This window comes from Actinomadura bangladeshensis, from assembly GCF_004348335.1.
In the GTDB taxonomy this organism is placed as follows: domain Bacteria; phylum Actinomycetota; class Actinomycetes; order Streptosporangiales; family Streptosporangiaceae; genus Spirillospora; species Spirillospora bangladeshensis.
Map to the genome: position 1 here is coordinate 1 of NZ_SMJW01000024.1, position 18,156 is coordinate 18,156.

The 18,156-nt window shown below is 72.4% G+C and carries 12 protein-coding genes and 1 pseudogene; 9 read left to right on the top strand and 4 right to left on the bottom strand.

Annotated elements, in window-relative coordinates; all coding sequences use genetic code 11:
• From E1284_RS41280 to E1284_RS07360, 3 genes and pseudogenes are all read left to right on the top strand, one after another.
• Window positions 1-976, top strand: a pseudogene (locus E1284_RS41280) (hypothetical protein); the annotation flags it as partial.
• Window positions 977-1,044: 68 nt separating this feature from the next.
• Window positions 1,045-2,919: an endonuclease/exonuclease/phosphatase family protein gene (locus tag E1284_RS07355; RefSeq protein ID WP_243714319.1), complete on the top strand. Its 1,875-nt coding sequence runs from the start codon at window positions 1,045-1,047 to the stop codon at window positions 2,917-2,919.
• Between the two features lie 49 nt (window positions 2,920-2,968).
• The gene (locus E1284_RS07360; RefSeq protein WP_131938237.1) at window positions 2,969-3,724 is read left to right on the top strand and encodes a translation initiation factor IF-2; all 756 of its coding nucleotides are present in this window, start codon (window positions 2,969-2,971) and stop codon (window positions 3,722-3,724) included.
• On the opposite strand, the gene E1284_RS07365 is transcribed toward E1284_RS07360, so the two are convergent.
• Window positions 3,721-4,065 carry an MmcQ/YjbR family DNA-binding protein gene (locus E1284_RS07365; RefSeq protein ID WP_131938238.1) on the bottom strand — a complete coding sequence of 115 codons (345 nt, stop codon included), beginning with the start codon at window positions 4,063-4,065 and terminating at the stop codon, window positions 3,721-3,723. The genes E1284_RS07360 and E1284_RS07365 overlap by 4 nt on opposite strands.
• A 71-nt stretch (window positions 4,066-4,136) precedes the next feature.
• On the opposite strand from E1284_RS07365, the gene E1284_RS07370 reads away from it, so the two are divergent.
• The 6 genes from E1284_RS07370 (at window position 4,137) to E1284_RS07395 (ending at window position 14,041) form a co-directional block, all read left to right on the top strand.
• The gene (locus tag E1284_RS07370) at window positions 4,137-4,487 is read left to right on the top strand and encodes a CU044_2847 family protein (protein ID WP_131938239.1); all 351 of its coding nucleotides are present in this window, start codon (window positions 4,137-4,139) and stop codon (window positions 4,485-4,487) included.
• An 8-nt stretch (window positions 4,488-4,495) separates the two neighbouring features.
• Complete coding sequence (locus E1284_RS07375) at window positions 4,496-6,181, top strand: VMAP-C domain-containing protein (RefSeq protein ID WP_165965161.1); 1,686 nt, start codon at window positions 4,496-4,498, stop codon at window positions 6,179-6,181.
• The gene (locus E1284_RS07380; RefSeq protein ID WP_131938241.1) at window positions 6,182-7,153 is read left to right on the top strand and encodes an AAA family ATPase; all 972 of its coding nucleotides are present in this window, start codon (window positions 6,182-6,184) and stop codon (window positions 7,151-7,153) included.
• Window positions 7,143-12,158 (top strand): caspase, EACC1-associated type, encoded by a 5,016-nt coding sequence (locus E1284_RS07385; protein ID WP_131938242.1) that lies wholly within the window; start codon window positions 7,143-7,145, stop codon window positions 12,156-12,158. Before E1284_RS07380 ends, E1284_RS07385 begins: the two co-directional genes overlap by 11 nt.
• Before the next feature lie 42 nt (window positions 12,159-12,200).
• A complete protein-coding gene (locus tag E1284_RS07390; RefSeq protein WP_131938243.1) occupies window positions 12,201-12,776 on the top strand; it encodes a TetR/AcrR family transcriptional regulator in 576 nt (191 codons plus the stop codon).
• A 77-nt stretch (window positions 12,777-12,853) separates the two neighbouring features.
• Window positions 12,854-14,041: a Cmx/CmrA family chloramphenicol efflux MFS transporter gene (locus E1284_RS07395; RefSeq protein ID WP_131938244.1), complete on the top strand. Its 1,188-nt coding sequence runs from the start codon at window positions 12,854-12,856 to the stop codon at window positions 14,039-14,041.
• A gap of 52 nt (window positions 14,042-14,093) precedes the next feature.
• Here the strand turns inward: E1284_RS07395 and E1284_RS07400 are convergent, their stop codons facing one another.
• The 3 genes from E1284_RS07400 to rraA all read right to left on the bottom strand — a co-directional run bounded on the left by E1284_RS07400 (window position 14,094) and on the right by rraA (window position 18,142).
• Complete coding sequence (locus tag E1284_RS07400; protein WP_131938245.1) at window positions 14,094-15,296, bottom strand: hypothetical protein; 1,203 nt, start codon at window positions 15,294-15,296, stop codon at window positions 14,094-14,096.
• 171 nt (window positions 15,297-15,467) lie between these two features.
• Window positions 15,468-17,537 carry a M6 family metalloprotease domain-containing protein gene (locus tag E1284_RS07405; protein ID WP_243714320.1) on the bottom strand — a complete coding sequence of 690 codons (2,070 nt, stop codon included), beginning with the start codon at window positions 17,535-17,537 and terminating at the stop codon, window positions 15,468-15,470.
• Between the two features lie 122 nt (window positions 17,538-17,659).
• Window positions 17,660-18,142 (bottom strand): ribonuclease E activity regulator RraA, encoded by a 483-nt coding sequence (gene rraA, locus E1284_RS07410; protein ID WP_131938246.1) that lies wholly within the window; start codon window positions 18,140-18,142, stop codon window positions 17,660-17,662.
• Window positions 18,143-18,156 lie beyond the last annotated feature (14 nt).

Consider the following 18,156-nt stretch of genomic DNA (forward strand, 5'->3'; position numbering starts at 1 on the left):
GGTGGTGGGCGCGCTGCTCGGCATCGCGGCCGTCACCCGGACGGTCGGCGTGCCACTGTTCCTGATCGTCGTCCTGTACCTGCTGGTGCGCCGGACGAGGTGGCCCGCGTACGTGGCGCTCGCGGTGACGTTCCTGCTGCCGGTGGGCGCGTACGCCACCTGGTTTCAGCAGGAGCACGGCCGTTTCGGGATGACCGGGGTGGACGGCATCTTCCTGTGGGGACGGACGGCCGCGTTCGCCGACTGCGACGCGCACACGCCGCCCCCCGACCTGGCGAGCCTGTGCCCGTACGGGGCGAAGGAGAACCGGCCCGCGTCGTCCCACCAGATCTGGGAGGCCAATTCGCCGACCGGGTGGTCCAACGGGCGGGCGTTCGACCCGGAGACCAACGCGCGGGCGCAGCGGTTCGCGCTGTGGGCGATCCGGAACCAGCCGCTCGACTACGCGCGGGTCGTCTCGTACGACTTCTTCGTCCGGACGTTCTCCTGGCACCGGTCGCAGTATCCGACGGTCGGGACGGAGGCCAGGTACCACTTCCCGACGAAGCCGACCGCGCGCAAGCCCGACCTGCCGGTGCTGGGCGGCGGTGACCGGCGGACGGTCGTGTACGAGTACTCGCACGGCACCGGACGCACGCACATCGTCGACCCCTACGCCGGTGTGATGCGCGGCTACCAGGAGCGGGTGAGCGTGCCCGGGACGGTGCTCGGGGTCGTTCTGCTCATCGGCGCGGCCGGGATCGTGCGGCGGCGGGCGCGCGCGCGGACCGCGCTCTTCTGGACGTCCGGGGTCGCTCTGCTGGCCATCCCGCCGATCACGGTCGATTTCGACTACCGCTACATGCTGCCCGCGCTGCCGTTCGCCTGCTTCGCCGCCGCGATGGCCTGGGGCCGCCGGGCCCCGGAGGCCGCTCCCGGGCCGGCGCCGGAACCGGCCGGAGAGGCGGAGCGGGCGGTGCAGCCGGCCGACGCCTGATCCGCGCCTCTTGCATCCCCACCCGCCATACGTGAGACTTCCTCACATTCTTGGGCGGGAGGGCGCAGATGATGTCGCGTATCCGGTGGGACGTCCTGCTGGGCGTCGTCGTGCTGGCGGACGTGGTGCTCGTCTTCCTGCCGTCGCTGATCACGCTGGTCGGCAAGGCGGGAGAGACGCCGGCCGAGGTCATGGGCGCGTACGCGCTGGTGTGGTTCGTGGCCGCGTTCCTGACCGTCCCGTTGGCCCGGTTCGTCCCGGGGTCGTGGCTCGTCGCCGGGGGCGGGGGCCTGCTGGTCGCCGCCCGGCTGGTGCTGCAGGGCACGGACGGCGGTGACGCCCAGCTCTACGCGGCCAGCGCGGGGCTGCTCGGCGGGCTGGTGTGGCTGACCGCGACCGCGATGACCGTCCGGGACGCGGCGCCGGTGATGACGGGCTTCGCGGGCGGGCTCGCGGTGGCGGCGGCGCTGCACGCGGCGATCGAGGGCATCGACCTGGTGTGGCGGGCGGGCGTCGTGCCCTGGCTGCTGCTCGCCGTCTACCTGGCACTGTTCGTCTTCGCGCTGACCCGGCGGCCTTCGGACGGCGGCCTGGAAGCACCCGCCGAGCCGGAAGCGCCGGGCGCGCCCCGGATCTGGCTGGCCGCGGGGCCCGCGTTCCTTCTGTGGGGCATCTACACGGGCAACGCGGCGCACGCGCAGGCCAGCGCGGGATGGTCCGGGGGCGTCGCGGCGGCGGTCGTGGCGGGCGCGGCCGTCCTGTCGGTGACGGTCGCGGCCCGTCCCCGGTTCTGGACGCGGCATCCCCTCGTCCCGGCGGCCGGGCTCGTCCTGTCGGCGGTCGGGTTCGCCGCCGGGCGGGCCACGGTGGACGGCGTCCACGGCGTCTCCCCCGGCTGGACGGTCGGCGCCCAGGTGCTCGGGCAGTTCGCGCTCGCGGGTTGCCTCGGGTGGGCCGCGTCCGTCCCCGGCCCCGACCGGCCCGGCAGGCGCGGGACGGCGATGGCGGGCGGCTGGCTGCTGTTCGTCGTGCTGATGTTCGCCTACTACTCCGCGTACGACCTCGGCACGCCGAACCGCTGGGTGCCGGTCGTGACGGCGTTCGGAGTCGCCCTGCTGGTCGTCCGCGCCCCGGCACCGCGGCGCGAGAACGGCCTGGAGGTCTGGGCCGCGGGCGCGGCGGCCGTCGCCGTGCTGGCGGTCGCGGCCGTCCCGCTGTGGCGCGACACCGGGCCGGGTCGGCGGCCGGTCGACGACGGCCTGCGCGTCGCCGCCTACAACGTGCGGATGGGCTACGGCCTGGACGGGACGATGACCGTCACTCAGCAGGCCGATGTCCTGCGGGCCATGCGCCCGCACGTGGTCGTCCTCGGCGAGGTCGACCGGGCGTGGCTGCTGAACGGGGGCCGCGACTCACTGCGGCTGCTCGCCGAGCGGCTCGGGATGCGCGCGATCTGGGCACCGGCCGGGGACGAAGTGTGGGGCGACGCGCTGCTCACCGATCTGCCGGTCACGTCCGTCCGGAACACGCCGCTGGTGAAGGGCGGGCCGACCGGCGCGCAGGCCCTCTCGGTCGGGCTGCGCTGGCAGGGCCGCGACCTCACGGTGATCGCCACCCACACGCAGCCGCCCCCGGACTGGTCGGACCTCGGGCAGGCCGAGCAGCTCGCCGGCCTCGTCCGTGACGCCGGGAAGGACGGCCGCCAGGTCGTCCTCGCCGGGGACCTCAACCTGGAGCCGGGCACCCGGCCGTGGCACACGCTGATGGGGGCGGGGCTGACCGACGCGCTGGCGTCGTCCCGTCCGTTCGCGACGCCGGTGACGGGGTCGGCGCCGATCGACCACATCCTGGTCACGCCCGGCCTCGCGGGGCACGACGCGACGAACGAGGACGTCTCCTACTCCGACCACCCCGCGATCGCCGTGACACTCACCGCCAAATGAGTACATGAGCGGATATCGGGCGGTCGGCACCGTCCAAGATCATGGACGCATGCGCCGACTCGCGATCCTCCTGCTCCCCGCCCTGCTGGCCGTCGGCTGCGGCCACGTCCCCTCCTCGGCGAAGAGCAACTCGACCGAGGACCCGGCCACCGCGAACGCGCGGAAGGCCGCCGACAGCGCCGGCGACAAGATCTACACCGCCCGGGTGTGGCCGGCGCGGGACCTGGCGCGCCGGGCGACGGACATCGACGGCGTCGAGGTCATGCGCGTGCGGGGCACCTCGACCGCCGGGACGGGTGTCGCCCTCGTCGTCCGTGTCTCGGGGACGGGCCCGGAACCCGGGCCGTTCCCCGGCGCGACCGTGACCGTGCAGCGCTGCTTCCAGATGCGGTTCTCGACGACGACCGAATGGCGCGACTACGCGACCCGCCTGGTGGACTGCCCGCCGGGGGAGCCCATGGATTTCGGGCCGTGGCCGAAGACTCCCGAAATCCCGGAGAAGAAGCTGCGGAAGGCGCTGCCGCGCGTCCCGGCCGGGGGCAGTGCGGACGAGGCGAAGGTCCGGGCCGCGGTCGCGTCGCTGCGTCTCGACCCGGCGATCACCCGCGAGTTCATGACCGAAGGGGACACCGTCGGCCTGGTGCTGAAGGTCAGGCCGTACCTGTCGGACGCGCTCGACTGCGTCCTCGCCCGCGTCGCGCCGGGACGCACCAGCGTGTGGTCACCGCCCCGGATCCAGCGCATGCTCGGCGAGGGCGGATGCAGCGCCGGCAACGCCGTCCACCCGATGCCACCGCCGCACTAAAGGCCGCCGAGACGGGCGGCGGCGACCTTCTTCGGAACGACCATCCGCCACGCCTCGATGACCAGTTCCCGCATTTCGGGTTCGTCGAGCGCGGACGTCCACGCGTGGACCCAGTTGAAGCGCATATCGGATTCACGGGGAAGATGGAATTTCTCCGGCTCGGAGGCCACCAGCGCCTCGCGCTCCTCCTTCGGGAACGCGAAGCCCATCACGGTCTCGTCCCGCGAGAAGGCGACATAGACGATGGACCCGACGCGGAACTTCACCTGGTCCCTGATGAGGTGCTCCGACGTGCGCGGCAGCGTCCTCGCGAGCGCCCGCACCTGCTCGACAGTGATCATCGTGTCCTCCTCTGGCCGCCCTCCCTCGAGCAAACCATGCCCCATCGCATGATCTTGATAGATTTGCCCGCGTGAACGAACTGGTCCGCTGGCAGACCGAGCACGGCACCATCGTCGTGGAGAGCGACGACCGGGAACCCGGATTCGATTCGGTGTCCCGCACCGGGGAGATCTTCCGCGAGGCCGCGGGCAAGTTCGAGGACGCCTTCGACAACGTCCGGGAGGCGGCCCAGTCGGCACTCGCGGCGCTGCGCGGCGGCGACCTGAACCCCGACGCGGTCGAGCTGGAGTTCGGCGTCAAGCTCAACGCGGCGGCCGGTGCCGTCATCGCGAAGACTTCCGTCGAGGGGCACCTCAAGGTCAAGATGACGTGGGGGCGGCCGGGCGCGGCGGCCGGGACCGGAGCCGCGGAGGGGGCGTAGCGGGGGTCGTGGACGACTGGCAGTGGCGCGCCTGGGTCGGCCACCCGTCCGGCGGCAAGCTCGGCGCGGCGTTCCTCATCACCGCGAACCGGCTGCTGACCTGCGCCCACACCGTCCGGGGGCTGGAGGAGGCGCGCATCGGATTCCCGGGCCTGGCCGAAGACCTGCCCGCCAAGGTCATCCGGTGCGGTGACTGGGAGCGCGAAGGCGACCCCGGCGACGTCGCCGTCCTCGAACTGGCCCGGCCCGTCCCCTACGAGCCCGCACGGCTCGCCGACCCCGGCGACCTCCACGAGCACACGGTCGCCGCACGGACGTTCGCCGTCTGCGGCTTCCCCCGGCGGGCGGACCAGAACGAGCGGCACGCGACCGTGACGACGTCCCCGCACCGGGGCATGCGGCGCGAATGGTGGGAGCTGAAGACCGGGCCGGGCGACTGGCTGGAGGAGGGCTACAGCGGGTCGGCGGTGTACGACGCGGACACCGGCGAGGTCATCGGCATGGTGACGAACGCCGAACTCCGCTACGGCGACCGCGCCGACCTCGGGTGGATGCTCCCCCTCCCGCACATCCGTACCTACTGGGAGGAACTGGACGACCTGCTGCCGCTGCGCTGGCTCACCCCGGACGCGCGCCGCGAGCTGCGGGAATTGCTGCGCGGCGTCCGCTTCACCGATCCGCTCGCCGCCGACCTCGAACGGATCACCGGACGGCGGGTGCCCGGCGGGTTCCGGTCCGCGTGGGGGTCGGTGCGGTACGTCGCGGAAGGGTGGGCGGAGGAGCGGCTCGTCCGCTATGTCGCGGCGCTCGGCCCGCACCTGCCGGATCCGGCGCGCGGGCGGCTCACCACCTGGTCGGCCCGGCATCTGCGCGGCACGGCCCCGGCTCCGGCCGCGGCCCCGGCGGTGCGGCCGGGGCCCGCGTCGGTGATCGTCCGGCTGGAGCGGGTCACGTTCGGCAATGCCTTCGACGTGACCGTGCACACCTGGGTCGACGGCGCCGCGGGCGCCTCCCTGCCCACCGAGCGGGTGCCGGAGCGCGGCGTGCGGGCGGCGGTCGAGGCGGGCGTGGCGGCGCTGGCGCCCGCGCTGTTCGACCGCGACTGGATGATCGAGTTCGCGGTGCCGGAGGGCTGGCTCGGCAAGCCGTTCGAGCAGTGGTACCTCGACCCGCGCAAAAGGATCCCGATGCGCCGGTATCCGGTGGTCGTGCGGGACGTGGACCGGTTGCGGCCCGACTCGATCCGGCGCGGCCTGGCCCACCACCGCTGGCGGCTGCTGACCGAGCGCGGCCGCAGCGACCCGCGCCCCATCGCCTGCGACGCGCCGCGCAAGGCCCGCGAGTTCGAGGAGTGGCTGGAGGCGAACGTCGACTTCTGCGTGCTCGTCTACGGGTCGCGTCCGGTCAGGGGCTGGCTGACGGCCGCGCTGAACAACGGCATTCCGGTCATGCTGTGGACGCGCACGCCGTGCGACGCGCCGTCCCATGGCGACTGCCGCGGGCACCGCGTCCTGGACGAGTTGACCGCCGCGATCTGCGACGAGCACCCGATCGACCTGCCCCAGGTGGCGCTCGCCCTGCGCAAGGCCGCGCTCCTCGCCCCCAAGGACGAGCCGCACTGCGGACGCGACCTCACGCTGCTGTGGGACGACCCGTCCCGGCTTCCCGATCCCCCGCTCGCCATGGAGGTATAGGTGCCCGACTGGCTGCTCTACACCGGGAGCCGTCGCCCGCACGACGGCATCGACCGGCTGCCTCCACCGCCGCCCTGGCGCGCGTTCGACGGCGAGCCCGTGCTGCCGTCCCCGGACGGTTCGTCCGGGAACGAGCATCAGGCGACAACGTACCGGCCGTCGGACGATGCCGTGCAGCAGGTCAATGCCGCGTTGTATCTCCGCCGGCCGCTGCTGGTGACAGGCCCGCCCGGTACTGGGAAATCCACGCTGGCTTACGCGGTGGCCCACGAACTGGGTCTCGGGCCCGTCCTGCACTGGCCCATCACCAGCCGGACCACACTGCGCGACGGCCTCTATCAGTACGACCCGCTGACCCGGCTGTACTCGGCGGGACGGGACAACGCGCCGGCCGACGAGGACATCGGCCGCTACATCCGCCTCGGCCCGCTCGGAACGGCGCTCCTCCCCTATGGGCGGCCCCGGGTGCTGCTCGTGGACGAGATAGACAAGAGCGACATCGACCTGCCCAACGACCTGCTCACCATCTTCGAGAAGGGCGAGTACGAACTGCCGGAACTGACCCGGCGCGCCGACCCGACGGCCGAGGTCATGACCGCCGACGGGCCGGGCTCCCGGGTGACCGTCACGGCCGGGACCGTCCGCTGCAACGCCTTTCCCCTGGTCGTGATGACCAGCAACGGCGAGCGCGAGTTCCCGCCCGCGTTCCTGCGCCGATGCGTCACCGTGGAACTGCGGCAGCCTTCGGGACAGGCCGAGCTGGCGGCGATCGTGCGGGAGCACCTGGGGCCGCTGGCCGACCAGAGCGACGACCTCGTCCGCCGCTTCTTCGAGCGGTCGTCGTCGGGCACTCTGGCGACCGACCAGCTCCTCAACGCCGTCTACCTGTGCCGCCACGCCGACACCGAGGACCGCCGCGCCCTGGCCGACCGCATCATGCCCTACCTGACCGGCCCGGCCGATGACGATTGACCGGCTGCGGGAGGCGCTGTCGGCGGTCGGGCCGGCGCCGGACGCCCGCGAGCTGAGCGAGATGCTGTGGCTCGCCTGCCACATCACGCCCGCGGATGAGCGCTCCTCACCTGCCCCGCAGGCTCCGCCGCCGCCCTCCTCCGATGCCCCGGAGCGTCCGCCGCCGCCCACGCCCGTCCCGAGCGCGCCGCCCGCGCCGGAGCGGCGCAGCGGTCTCCATCCGCGTGCCGCGCCCGGCGCGGAACCGGTCGGCGAGGCGGCGGAGGTGCTCGTCCCGACGGCCCCGATGCTGGCGGACGCCCTGGGCGTGCAGCGGGCGCTCCGGCCGCTCAAGCGCCGCGTCCCGTCCCGGCACCGCCGCGAACTGGACGAGGAGGCGACCGCCGCACGCATCGCCGACACCCGTCTGTGGACGCCCGTCCTCGTCCCGTCGCCCGAACGGTGGCTCACCCTCGGCCTCGTCGTGGACACCGGGCCGAGCATGCGCCTGTGGCGTCCCCTTGCCCGCGAACTGACGGAAACGCTGATCCGGCAGGGCGCGTTCCAGGACGTGCACGTCAGCTACCTGGACGAAACAGGCCGCATCACCTCGACACCCGGCGCCCCGCCGCAGGACCCGCGCACCCTCGTGGACGCGTCGGGCCGGCACGCCGTCCTCGTCCTGAGCGACTGCTCCGGCCCGCACTGGTGGAACGGGCATGCGCCGCGCGCCGTCCGCCACTGGGCGCAGTCCGGACCGACCGCGGTCCTGCAGCCCCTCCCCGAACACCTCTGGCGCCGCACCGCCGCACCGGCCGCACCCGGCCTCGCCGTCCTCCCCCGCCCCGGCGCCCCGAACACCGGCCTGCGCTTCACCCCGTTCGACGGCGCCGCGCCGCCCGGCGTGCCCGTCCCCGTCCTGGAGGTGGCACCGCGCTGGTTCGCGGCGTGGGCCCGCCTGATCTCCGGCTCCGGCCCGCAGCCCGCCGCCGTCGCGACCCTGGCGGCCCGCCCTTCCGGCCCGGCGCCGGTGCACCGCGAACGCGAACTGCCGATCGCCGAGCGCGTCCGCCGCTTCCTGGCCACGGCCTCCCCGGACGCCGCCGAACTCGCCGCGCACGTCGCCGTCTCCGTGCCGTCCCTGCCGGTGATGCGGCTCATCCAGCACCGGATCCTCGGCGGCTCAGGGCCGGGGCAGCTCGCCGAAGTCCTGCTCAGCGGCCTGCTCCGCCCGGCCGGCGACGTCCACTACGAGTTCGTGCCGGGCGCACGCGAGGCCCTCCTCGACACCCTCCCGCGCCCCGAGGCGCTGCACACCCGGCACGTCCTCGAAGCCGTCTCCGCCGAGATCGAACGCCGCGCCGGCACGGCCGCCGAGACCTTCCGCGCCCTGCTCCCCCGCGACGGCGGCCCCGTACGCCTCACCGCCGACACCGACCACTTCGCCCTGGTCACCCCGCGAACCCGCACCCTCCTCACGCCGGCCCCGTCCCGGGATCCCGCCGGGGCTCCCGATCTCCTGGAGTTGCTGGGCCGGCCGGTGGACGAACTCATCGGCGACGGCTGGGACCGTCCTCCATGCCCCACAGTGATCGGCGCGGATGGCGCGGGGGCGGTGGCGCTGGACATCCTCAACAGCCATCCCGACCTTCCACACGGCCTGATACGGGCCTCCAGGGCAACTCGCAGACAGCTGATACGGGTGATCGTGGCGAGCCTAGCTTTGAGCCATTCACCGAATGTCGTCAATTTCGCCTTCATCGCCTTCTCCGTAAGGGGAAGATCTCTCGGCGATCTGAGAGAGCTTCCTCATTTCGTCGCCGACATTCATGACATGCCCAAAGATACGCCGCTGATCAGCGATTTTACGCGGGTCCTCGAATTTGAACAGGGACGCCGGAAGGCAATCCTTCATTCCGCTGGGGTGGCCACGTGGAACGAATATCAGGCCGCCATCGCCGATGGTCGAGCACTCGATCCACTGCCGGCTCTCATAGTGATTGTCGACAGGGCCCGCGCCTCGTTGGACGCGCAACCCGACTCGTCAGATCCCCTCGCTCAGCTGTATGAGACAGGAGCGGCCCAGGGCATCAAATTCATCGTCTGCATTCCGGACGACCTTCCCCCACCGCGTTATCTCACGAGTTTGGCCGGCTGGAATATAGGGCCTAGTGGGCAGAGCGGTGAGCTCGCGTTCCTCCATGTCCTGGCTAGGCGAACGCATCCCGCCTTCCAGCCCGCGCACGTTTCGCCCTACCTCAGCAACTCCATTGTCGAACTGATGCGCCGGGGCGGACCCCGGGCTGGGCGACTCGCCTGGCCGCCAGGATCCGAACCCGGCAGCCCCGTACCCGCGTCCGACGTTCTCGGGCTCAATGGCGGCGGACCCCATGACATGTTCCACGAGACGTGGGCAGTGCCCGCCTCCGAACCGCGCAATCCCGCGATCGGTTATGACGCCGACAGCAACGTCCTGACGCTCTACCCCCTCGACTCCGCGTCGGGAATCCCGCACGGGTTGATCGTCGGTGATCCCGAGGCGCGGCGGCGCATCGTCCGGGGCATCACGCTCGCGCTGGCCGCCGGCCACTCCCCCGCGACATTGAACTTCGCCTTCGCGGGCCTCGGCGAACATCCGCTCGGCGAACCGCTCCCACTGCCGCACGTCCGCTTTTCCGAGGAAGAACTGCTCGGACGGCCGGGCAGGCTTCAGCGGTTCGTCGACTTCCTGCTGCGCGAACTGAACGCCCGCGCCGCCGCGCCGGCCTCGGAAACGCCGCCCCGCCTGCTCGTCGTGGCCGACGTGTCGCTGACGTTCCCGTCCAGCAGGCCCGAGATCGGGGAAACGCTGCTCTCGATGGCGCAGCGGGGCAGGGCTCTCGGCGTCCAGATCCTGCTCACGTCGACCGGCATGGAGAACACGACGATCTGGGACCGCTTCCTCCCCCTCCTCGGCTGGCGCATCGCCGCGAGCCCTCTTCCACCCGCCGAACTCCAGCGGGTCGTCGGACGGGCCGGGCTGCCCTTCTCCGACGAGCGCACGGCCTACCTCCTGGCCGGCGGCGGCTCCCCGCACCGGTTCACCGTCGCGGAGCAGCCTCCGGCAGCCGCGGTGGAGAGCTTCGTCCAGCGGACGCACGAGGAGTGGCGGCGCATCGCGACCCGCCGCGACGCGGCGACCGGCCCGGCCGACCCGGCGCGGTCCCGTGCCGTGCTGATCGGCGTGTCCGACTACGGCTCGCTGCCGGAGCTGCCCGCCGTCCGGGACAACCTGGTCGGGCTGAAGAACCTCCTGTGCGATCCGTCGGTGTGGGGGCTGCCGGCCCGCAACTGCGTCGTCCTGGAGCAGCCACAGCACCCGAACGTCGTCATGGACGTCGTCGAGCAGGCGGCACATGAGGCGGAGGACGCGCTGCTGATCTACTACTCAGGGCACGGCCTGCCCGGCGAGGACGGCGAACTCTTCCTGGCCCTCCCCGGCTCCGTGCCGGGTGACGAGACCACCATGCTCTCCTACCGCCGCTTGCAGCAGGTGGTCGGCGACGCCGACCGCCCGCGCCACAAGGTGATGATCTTCGACTGCTGCTCCAGCGGTCCCGACGCGAGGAAGACCCGGCTGTTGAGCCCGTCTCCGGGGAGCGGCACGTTCGTGATGTCCTCGACGTCCGGCAGCGCCGCCGAGCACGTGGCGCCGGACGGGGTCTTCAGCCCCTTCACCGGTGAGCTGATCCACCTGCTCCGGGAAGGGATCGCCGGCGAGGCCGCCGACCTCGACATAAAGACGGTGCACAAGACGATCGCAGACCGGCTCTTCACCACGGATCCTCCGTCCGTGTCACTCTCCTCCCGCCGGGAGGGGACCGCCATCCGCCTGTTCCGCAACCGCGCCCACCCGGCGGCGACTCCCGAGCCGTCCCGCGCGGGGGTCGGCACGGCGGTCTGGGAGCGGCTCGCGGACGAGGCGAACTCGTCCAGAGGCGACGGTCTCGGTAACCACCATCTGGCCTTCTTCGGCCGGTACCGACCCGAGATGGAGGCGGTCGCGCGGCTGTACGGCACCTTGCTCGCGGATCTCGGCAAACTGCCGCACGGCGACGTCTTCTCGATGTCCTGGAGGACGCTGGTCGGCCAGACCCGAGCCGGCGGATCCGCGGAGGCCGGGATACTGCTCATCCCAGACGCGGATGAAATGACCACTTCGTCCGGTGGGCCGATGGGCATCGCGGCCCTGGAAGAGATCTCCCGGAGGATGGCAGGGCGCCAGAACCACCCGGTGATCATCATGTGCGGGGAGGCGTCGCGGTTGCGCGTGCTTCTCGCGCTGCTGCCTCCCGCGATCGCCGACCGCATCCACGTCCTCGCGCCGCCCGAGTGGGGCGCCGCCCTCCCGGAACTGCCCCGGCGCCTACCGCGAAGCCGGCTCACCACGGCCTGGCCCGAACGCCTCGCGATCGGTGTCGAGGACGGGACCGGCGCTCCGGTCGTCCTGGATTTCGGTGAGCTGCCGCACCTCATGGTGATCGGCGATCGGAACTCCGGCAGGACCGGTCTGCTGCGCCTCATCTTCGACGCGCTCAAGGCCAGGGGCGAGGAACTGTACGTCGTCGACCCGTCCGGCGAACTGAACGACACGGACGTGCACCACCCGGGGCCGCCCACCGTTGCGTCCGCGACCTATGCCGCCACGTCGGCGCAGATCAGGACCCTGATCGACCGGCTGGTCGGGCAACTGGAGACGGCACCCGGCGATGACGTGTACCTGATCATCGACGATCACCACCTTTTCGATCCGATGGCGTTCCTCCGCCTCGAACAGCACATCGGCGGAGGCCGCCTGCACCTTGTCGTCGCCCGCACGGACCCGACTCCCGGGGACATGGCCGATCCGCTGCTCGATCGATGGGGGCCGCATGCGTGGGCGACCCTCCGGATGGGCGGCCCCGCCCCCGGCGAACGCGTGCCGGGACGGGGGGTGCTCATCAGGAACCACGACAGCCGCCTCATCCAGGTCGCCGCGGCGCACTGACCGTATTGGATCAGGTGGTCCATAACGTGTTAGCGTGGGGGGATGGGGAGGCCCAGGAAGTTCGAGGAAGGGCGGGCGGTCGAGGCCGCCATGCGGGCGTTCTGGGCGGACGGGTATGAGGCGACCTCCACGCAGGAGCTGTGCGAGGCGACCGGGCTCGGGCGCAGCAGCATCTACAACACGTTCGCCAGCAAGCGCGACCTGTTCGTCAAGGCGCTGACGCACTACATGGACGACAGGAACGCCCGGCTCGTCCAGTTGATGGAGGACGGCGGGAGGTCCGTGCGCGAGCGGCTGCGGACCGTCCTGGAGTGGGCCGTCGCGCCGGGCGAGGACGATCCCGCCGGATGCCTGGTGGTGAACTCGACGGTCGAGTTCGGCCCGCACGACGCCGACATCGCCGAGCGGCTCGAACGGCACCGGCGGCAGCGGTTCGCCGTGCTGAAGGCCGCCATCGAAGACGGGATGCGCGCGGGCGAGATCGACGCGCGCAAGGACGCGGAGGCGCTGGCGCACTTCGTGATCGCGACGGTCGGCGGCATCCAGGTCGCCGCCCGCGGCGGCGCCGACCGCGCGACGCTCCAGAGCATCGCCGACACCGCCATGCTCTCGGTCTGACCAGGGGCGGCCCGGTGCCGCCCCTTACTTGTGCGCCGGTTTTGAACTGATCAATCCAATATGAAGGGGGAAGGCCGATGCCACTGGCCGTGTGGGTGCTCGGGATGGCGATCTTCGCGCAGGGGACCTCCGAGCTCATGCTCGCGGGACTGCTGCCGGAGATGGCCGCCGACCTGAGGGTGTCCGTGCCGGACGCGGGCCTGCTCATCTCCGCGTTCGCGATCGGGATGCTCGTCGGTGCGCCCGTCCTCGCGGTCCTGACGCTCCGGTGGCCGCACCGGCGCGCGCTGCTGGCCTTCCTCGCGGTCTTCGTGCTGACCCACGCGGTCAGCGCCCTCACGCCCGGCTACTGGACGCTGTTCGCGATGCGGATCGTGGGCGCGTTCGTCTACGCGGGGTTCTGGGCGGTGGCCGCCGCGACGGCGGTGAGCCTCGTGCCGCGGACCGCGCGCGGGAAGGCGATGGGGATCGTCGCGGGCGGGCTCACGGTCGCGGCGATCGTCGGCCTGCCCGCCGGGACGGTGGTCGGGCAGCACCTCGGCTGGCGGGCCGCGTTCTGGACGGTGGCGGCGATGTCGGCCGTCGCGATGGCCGGCGTCGCCGCGACGATCCCGGCGGGGGCGGCGGGCGGCGAGGCGCCCCGCGTCCGGGACGAACTGCGCGCGGTGGCCGTCCCCCGCCTGTGGGGGCTCTACGGGACGACGGCGCTGGCGACGAGCGGGCTCCTGGTCACGTTCGGCTACCTCGGGGCGCTGCTGACGGAGACGACCGGGATCGCGGAGCGGTGGGTGCCCGCGGTGCTCGCGCTCTACGGCGTCGGCGCGCTCATCGGGATCACCGCCGGCGGGCGGACCGCGGACCGGTGGGCCGTCCCCACCCTGTATGCGGGCTTCGCGGGTCTGACGGCCGTGTCCGTGCTGCTCGCGCTGACGGCGGAGTCGCCCATCCCGGTGGCGGCCCTGGTGTTCCTGCTGGGGCTCGCCGGGTTCGGCACGAACCCGGCGCTGAACAGCCGCGCGTTCGGGATGGTGGACGGCGCGGCGACGCTGGTCGCGGCCGGGAACGTGGTCGCGTTCAACATCGGCATCACCGCCGGCCCATGGCTCGGCGGACTGGCGATCGACGCGGGGAAGGGCTACGCGTCCACCGCCTGGATCGGAGCGGGCCTCGGCATCGCCGCGCTCGCCGCCGTCGCCCTCGGGCAGGTCGGACGGCGGCCGTCCCGGACGGCACGGGAGCGGTGCGAGACGGCGGTCGGGGTCTGATGTGGAGGGCCGGGACGGAGTGTTCCGCGCCGGCCCTTCACGGTGGTGGACGTCAGGAGCACGTGGACGCGGGGAACGACCACAGGGCGCGCCGGCCCGCGTGCTCGGCGACCGTCCAGATGCGGTGCCGGCCTCGGTAGCAGGAGAGGTCCTCAGGGCCGTAGGAGATCGTCCGGCGCTTCACCTTCGCCCAGCCGCGCGAGGTGGGGTAGGTGGTGAGGAGGGAGCCGCGCTTGCTGCCGTGGCTCTGGGTGAACCACCAGCGGCCGTGCGTCCGGACGGCGCCCTGGATCCTGTCGGCCGGGAGGACGGCGCCCCAGCTGGGACGGGCGTGGCCGCCGCCGGCCAGGGCGCCGAGCCGCCAGGTCACCACGCGGCCCCGCGGCCACTTCGGGCGGCAGTACTCGCCGGCGACGAGCGAGTGCGGCCAGGTGGTGCGGTCGATGGACATCCACGACATGCGGATCGGGCCGGTGCCCCGGCACTTCGCGCCGACCCTGCCGTTCGCCCAGTGCCAGCTGCCCGTCTGCGGCATCACGTAGCGGAAGCCGTGTCCGTAGTACTTGCCGCGGTGGAGGCCGACCCGGCCGGAGTGGGCGGTCGAGCCCGCCTTGCTCTTGGCCAGGTCGTAGATGTGGCGCATGTCGAACTCGCGGATCCCGTGGCGGGTGTCGGCGATGTAGAGCGTGTCGCCGTACCAGGCGATGCCGCCGGCGTGGATGCCGATGTCGGTGTAGCCGCTCCGCGTCGGCTCGACGAGCAGGACGTGCCGGTAGGTGCGCCGGTCCGGGTCGACGAACGTGAGCCTGACCTTGCCGCTGTCGTGCCAGGACACGAGGATCGGCCGGCCGCCGCCCGCCCACCGTTCGCCGCCGACCGCGTCCGAGACGGTCGTGACGCCCTGCGGGACCCAGTTCCGGGTGGTGGAGTCGGCCCGGTCGAAGCAGTACACGAGCGAGTGGGCGGGGACGCCGGCGGACCCGCCGCACCCGCGGCCGAGCCTGCGCCCGCCGGACGAGCGGATCAGCGCGTCGACGCCGCTCCGGCGCAGCCTGGCGTCGAGGATCGCGACCGGCCCGCTCAGGTCGGCGCCGCGGCGGAGGACGAAATCGTCAGGGTTCAGGTCCGCGGGGGCCTTCGCGGTCACCGCCGCCGCGGGCGCCGCGTGGGCGGCGCCGGGGACGGCCACGAGCGCGGCGCCGGCCGCGAGGACGGCGGCACCCGATCGCCCGGCTCCCATCACTGTACGCTGCATGATCATCACGGTTCGCAACGTACCTCGGGCCGACGCTACGGACGACTCCGACATGACCTCGGGAAAGGCATTTTGACTTTCGTTCGCCATGACGTGCGCAATGTGCACCCACGGGCGGTGCCGGACGCCGGCGGGACGGCCCCCGCGGGGAGGGCCGTCCCGGGGAACGGATCAGCGCAGCCGGCAGGTTCCGGAGCCGGACTTCGACGGGTCGCTCTCCGAGGTCCCCGTCAGCCGCAGCCGCGCATGGCGGGACGCGCCCGGCGCGGCCTTCGCCCAGACCTCGACCTGGGTGCGGCCCCCCGCGGGAGCGGTCGCCAGCTCGTTCGGCAGCCACGTCGTCCAGCCCTCACCGGACACGGCGGCCTTCAGGCGGAAGACGTCGGAGGCGTGGTACCCGTCGCCGCCCCGGCCCGTGTTGCGGAGCGTCATCGTGCACTTGGTCCAGCCGGAGCCGGTCGGGCGCGCGGGGCCCGAGGCCAACCGCACGCCGCGCCGCTGCGGCCCGGCGCCGTCCAGTGAGCTGATCGCGACCGTGTAGGACAGGACGCCGTGCCGGTCGCGCTTCAGGTCGAGGACGTAGAAGTGCAGCCGGTTCGCCTCGTCGACGTACTCGTACTCGCTGCCGGAATTCGCGCCCGCGTGGTACAGGGCGTCCGAGAGCTGGCGGTAGTCGCCGATCGTCATCTTCTTCGGCGTCCCGTCCGGGAGGACGAAGTCGACCTTGTCGATGTCCTGCGGGTTGGCGTCCTTGACCCAGATGAACGGCGCGCGGTCCTGGTTCTTGGTCTTCGCCAGCAGGACGCCGGAGTCGGGTGTGAACGAGTCGGTGCCCATCCGGTCGACGACCTCGATGGTGTAGTTGTCGTAACCGCCGCCGTCGCAGAGCGGGTCGGTCCGGGTATCGCAGGCGGGGCTCTTGTCGCCGCCATCGCCGAGTCGGAGGTTGATGCCCGCCAGCCCGTTCTTGCCGGGCTCCACAGAACGGGCCGTCACCTTCGCGACCACCATGCCGGACGAGGCGAGGGCGTCCCGGTCGAGCTGGAGCACCTTGTCCGGGTCCACCATGCCCAGCTTCATCTTGTTGCGGAGCATGTGCTGCGCGCCCATGGACCCGCCGCCCGTCGCCGGGATCGTCCAGCGGCTGTGCGGGCCGCCCGGCCCGTTGAACGTGCCGCGGCTGAGCATGTCCCAGGGGCCGCTGTAGGCGCGGCGCGGCGGGTCGCTGTACGGGTTGTTGTAGTTGTCGCCGATGCCCAGGATGTGGCTGAACTCGTGGGCGTACACCGACATGCCGGAGCTCTCCGCCTGGGTGGAGGAGACGCCGAAGATGGCGTTCGGCCAGATCGTGGAGCCCGCCTGCCACGACGTCCACGGGATGTAGCGGGTCTTCACCCAGTTCGGCAGGTTCGGGTCGCCGGGACCCCATTCGTCCGGGACGTTCTCCGGGGTGCCGAACTTCATCTCGCCGAACTCCTGCCAGGTGGAGCTCTCGTCCTGCCCGGCGCTGAGGAAGAAGACGAAGTCGTACTCGGCCGCCGTCTCCTCACCGACGTCGGAGACCCAGGCGGCACGGGCGTCCGCTCTCAGGTCGCGGCCGCAGGTGTCGCCGGTCGGGCATCCGGTGCCGCCCTGCATGCCGTCCACGCCGTACTCGTGGTCCTTGGCGGGCATCGTGTAGGCGCCGAACCCGGTCAGGTCGACCCCGTACCGGCCGCCGGAGTCCTCCATCCAGTACTCGTGGAGGGTGTGGCCGTGGTTCAGCTTCTGCGGCGTGTTGAGGAAGTCCCGGTAGAACTCGGCGACCTCGCCGCGCGGGACGTCCCCGACCCCGACCGGGTTGCCGAAGACGGACGAGTTCTTCGGCTGCGTCACCTCGAACGGCTGGTTCGGGTAGTCGACCAGGACCACGGCGACGTTGAAGTTCCGCACCGATCCCTTCCGGGCCGGGTCGGCCCAGGACGTGCCGGGGATGGACCGGTAGTCGTCCCACGTCATCGTGTCGGGAAGCTCGTAGTTCTGCGGGTCGATCGGACGCGGCGCACCGGCCGCGAACGTGCGGGCGGACGGCTGTTCGCGCTGCCACGGCTGGGTCTGCGGCCAGTGCCGCATCTGCCACGGGTTCGCGGTCGGCTCCGGGATCGGCGGTCTCGGCTGCGCGGCGGCCGGGACGGCGGTCGCGAGCCCCGCGACCAGTCCCAGCGCCGCCGCGGGCACCAGCAGCATGTTCTTCGCGCGCATGTCTCCCCTACCTCTCCGGTGGGTTGCTGAGAGGTAGGTAAGAACAGCCCGTTCCGTCCCGCTAGGGCCGACTTAGCCGATCTTGCGTCGAATGTCCTGGCAGGTCGCGCGGGGCGCCCAGGTCACAGCGGGAGTCGGCGCGCGGCGACGACGATGCCGTCCTCGTCGCTGTAGAGCCAGTCGCCCGGACGGAACTCCACGCCGCCGAACGACACCGGGACGTCCACCTCGCCGGCGCCGTCCTTGGCGCTCTTGCGCGGGTTCGAGCCGAGCGCCTTCGCGCCGAGGTCGAGCTCGCCGATCGCCGCCACGTCCCGGACCGCGCCGTTGATCACCACGCCGGACCAGCCGTTCGCCACCGCCGCCGCGGCGATCATGTCGCCCATCAGCGCGGACGCCAGCGACCCGGCGCCGTCCACGACCAGCACGCGGCCCTCGCCCGGGGAGTTCAGGAGCTTCTTCACCAGGCCGTTGTCGCGGTGGCAGCGCACGGTCGAGACCGGGCCGGCGAACCTCGCCCGCGCGCCGTACTGGCGGAACTGCGTCTCGCAGCTGCGCAGCTCGTCCCCGAAGTCGTCGATGAGGTCAGCGGTCGCGAAGTCCATGACCGCAGCCTACT

Coding starts and splice junctions, on each gene's coding strand:
- E1284_RS07355 (WP_243714319.1), top strand. CDS start 1,045: ATGATGTCGCGTATCCGGTGGGACGTCCTGCTGGGCGTCGTCGTGCTG.
- E1284_RS07360 (WP_131938237.1), top strand. CDS start 2,969: ATGCGCCGACTCGCGATCCTCCTGCTCCCCGCCCTGCTGGCCGTCGGC.
- E1284_RS07365 (WP_131938238.1), bottom strand. CDS start 4,065: ATGATCACTGTCGAGCAGGTGCGGGCGCTCGCGAGGACGCTGCCGCGC.
- E1284_RS07385 (WP_131938242.1), top strand. CDS start 7,143: ATGACGATTGACCGGCTGCGGGAGGCGCTGTCGGCGGTCGGGCCGGCG.
- E1284_RS07390 (WP_131938243.1), top strand. CDS start 12,201: ATGGGGAGGCCCAGGAAGTTCGAGGAAGGGCGGGCGGTCGAGGCCGCC.
- E1284_RS07395 (WP_131938244.1), top strand. CDS start 12,854: ATGCCACTGGCCGTGTGGGTGCTCGGGATGGCGATCTTCGCGCAGGGG.
- E1284_RS07400 (WP_131938245.1), bottom strand. CDS start 15,296: ATGCAGCGTACAGTGATGGGAGCCGGGCGATCGGGTGCCGCCGTCCTC.
- E1284_RS07405 (WP_243714320.1), bottom strand. CDS start 17,537: ATGCGCGCGAAGAACATGCTGCTGGTGCCCGCGGCGGCGCTGGGACTG.
- rraA (WP_131938246.1), bottom strand. CDS start 18,142: ATGGACTTCGCGACCGCTGACCTCATCGACGACTTCGGGGACGAGCTG.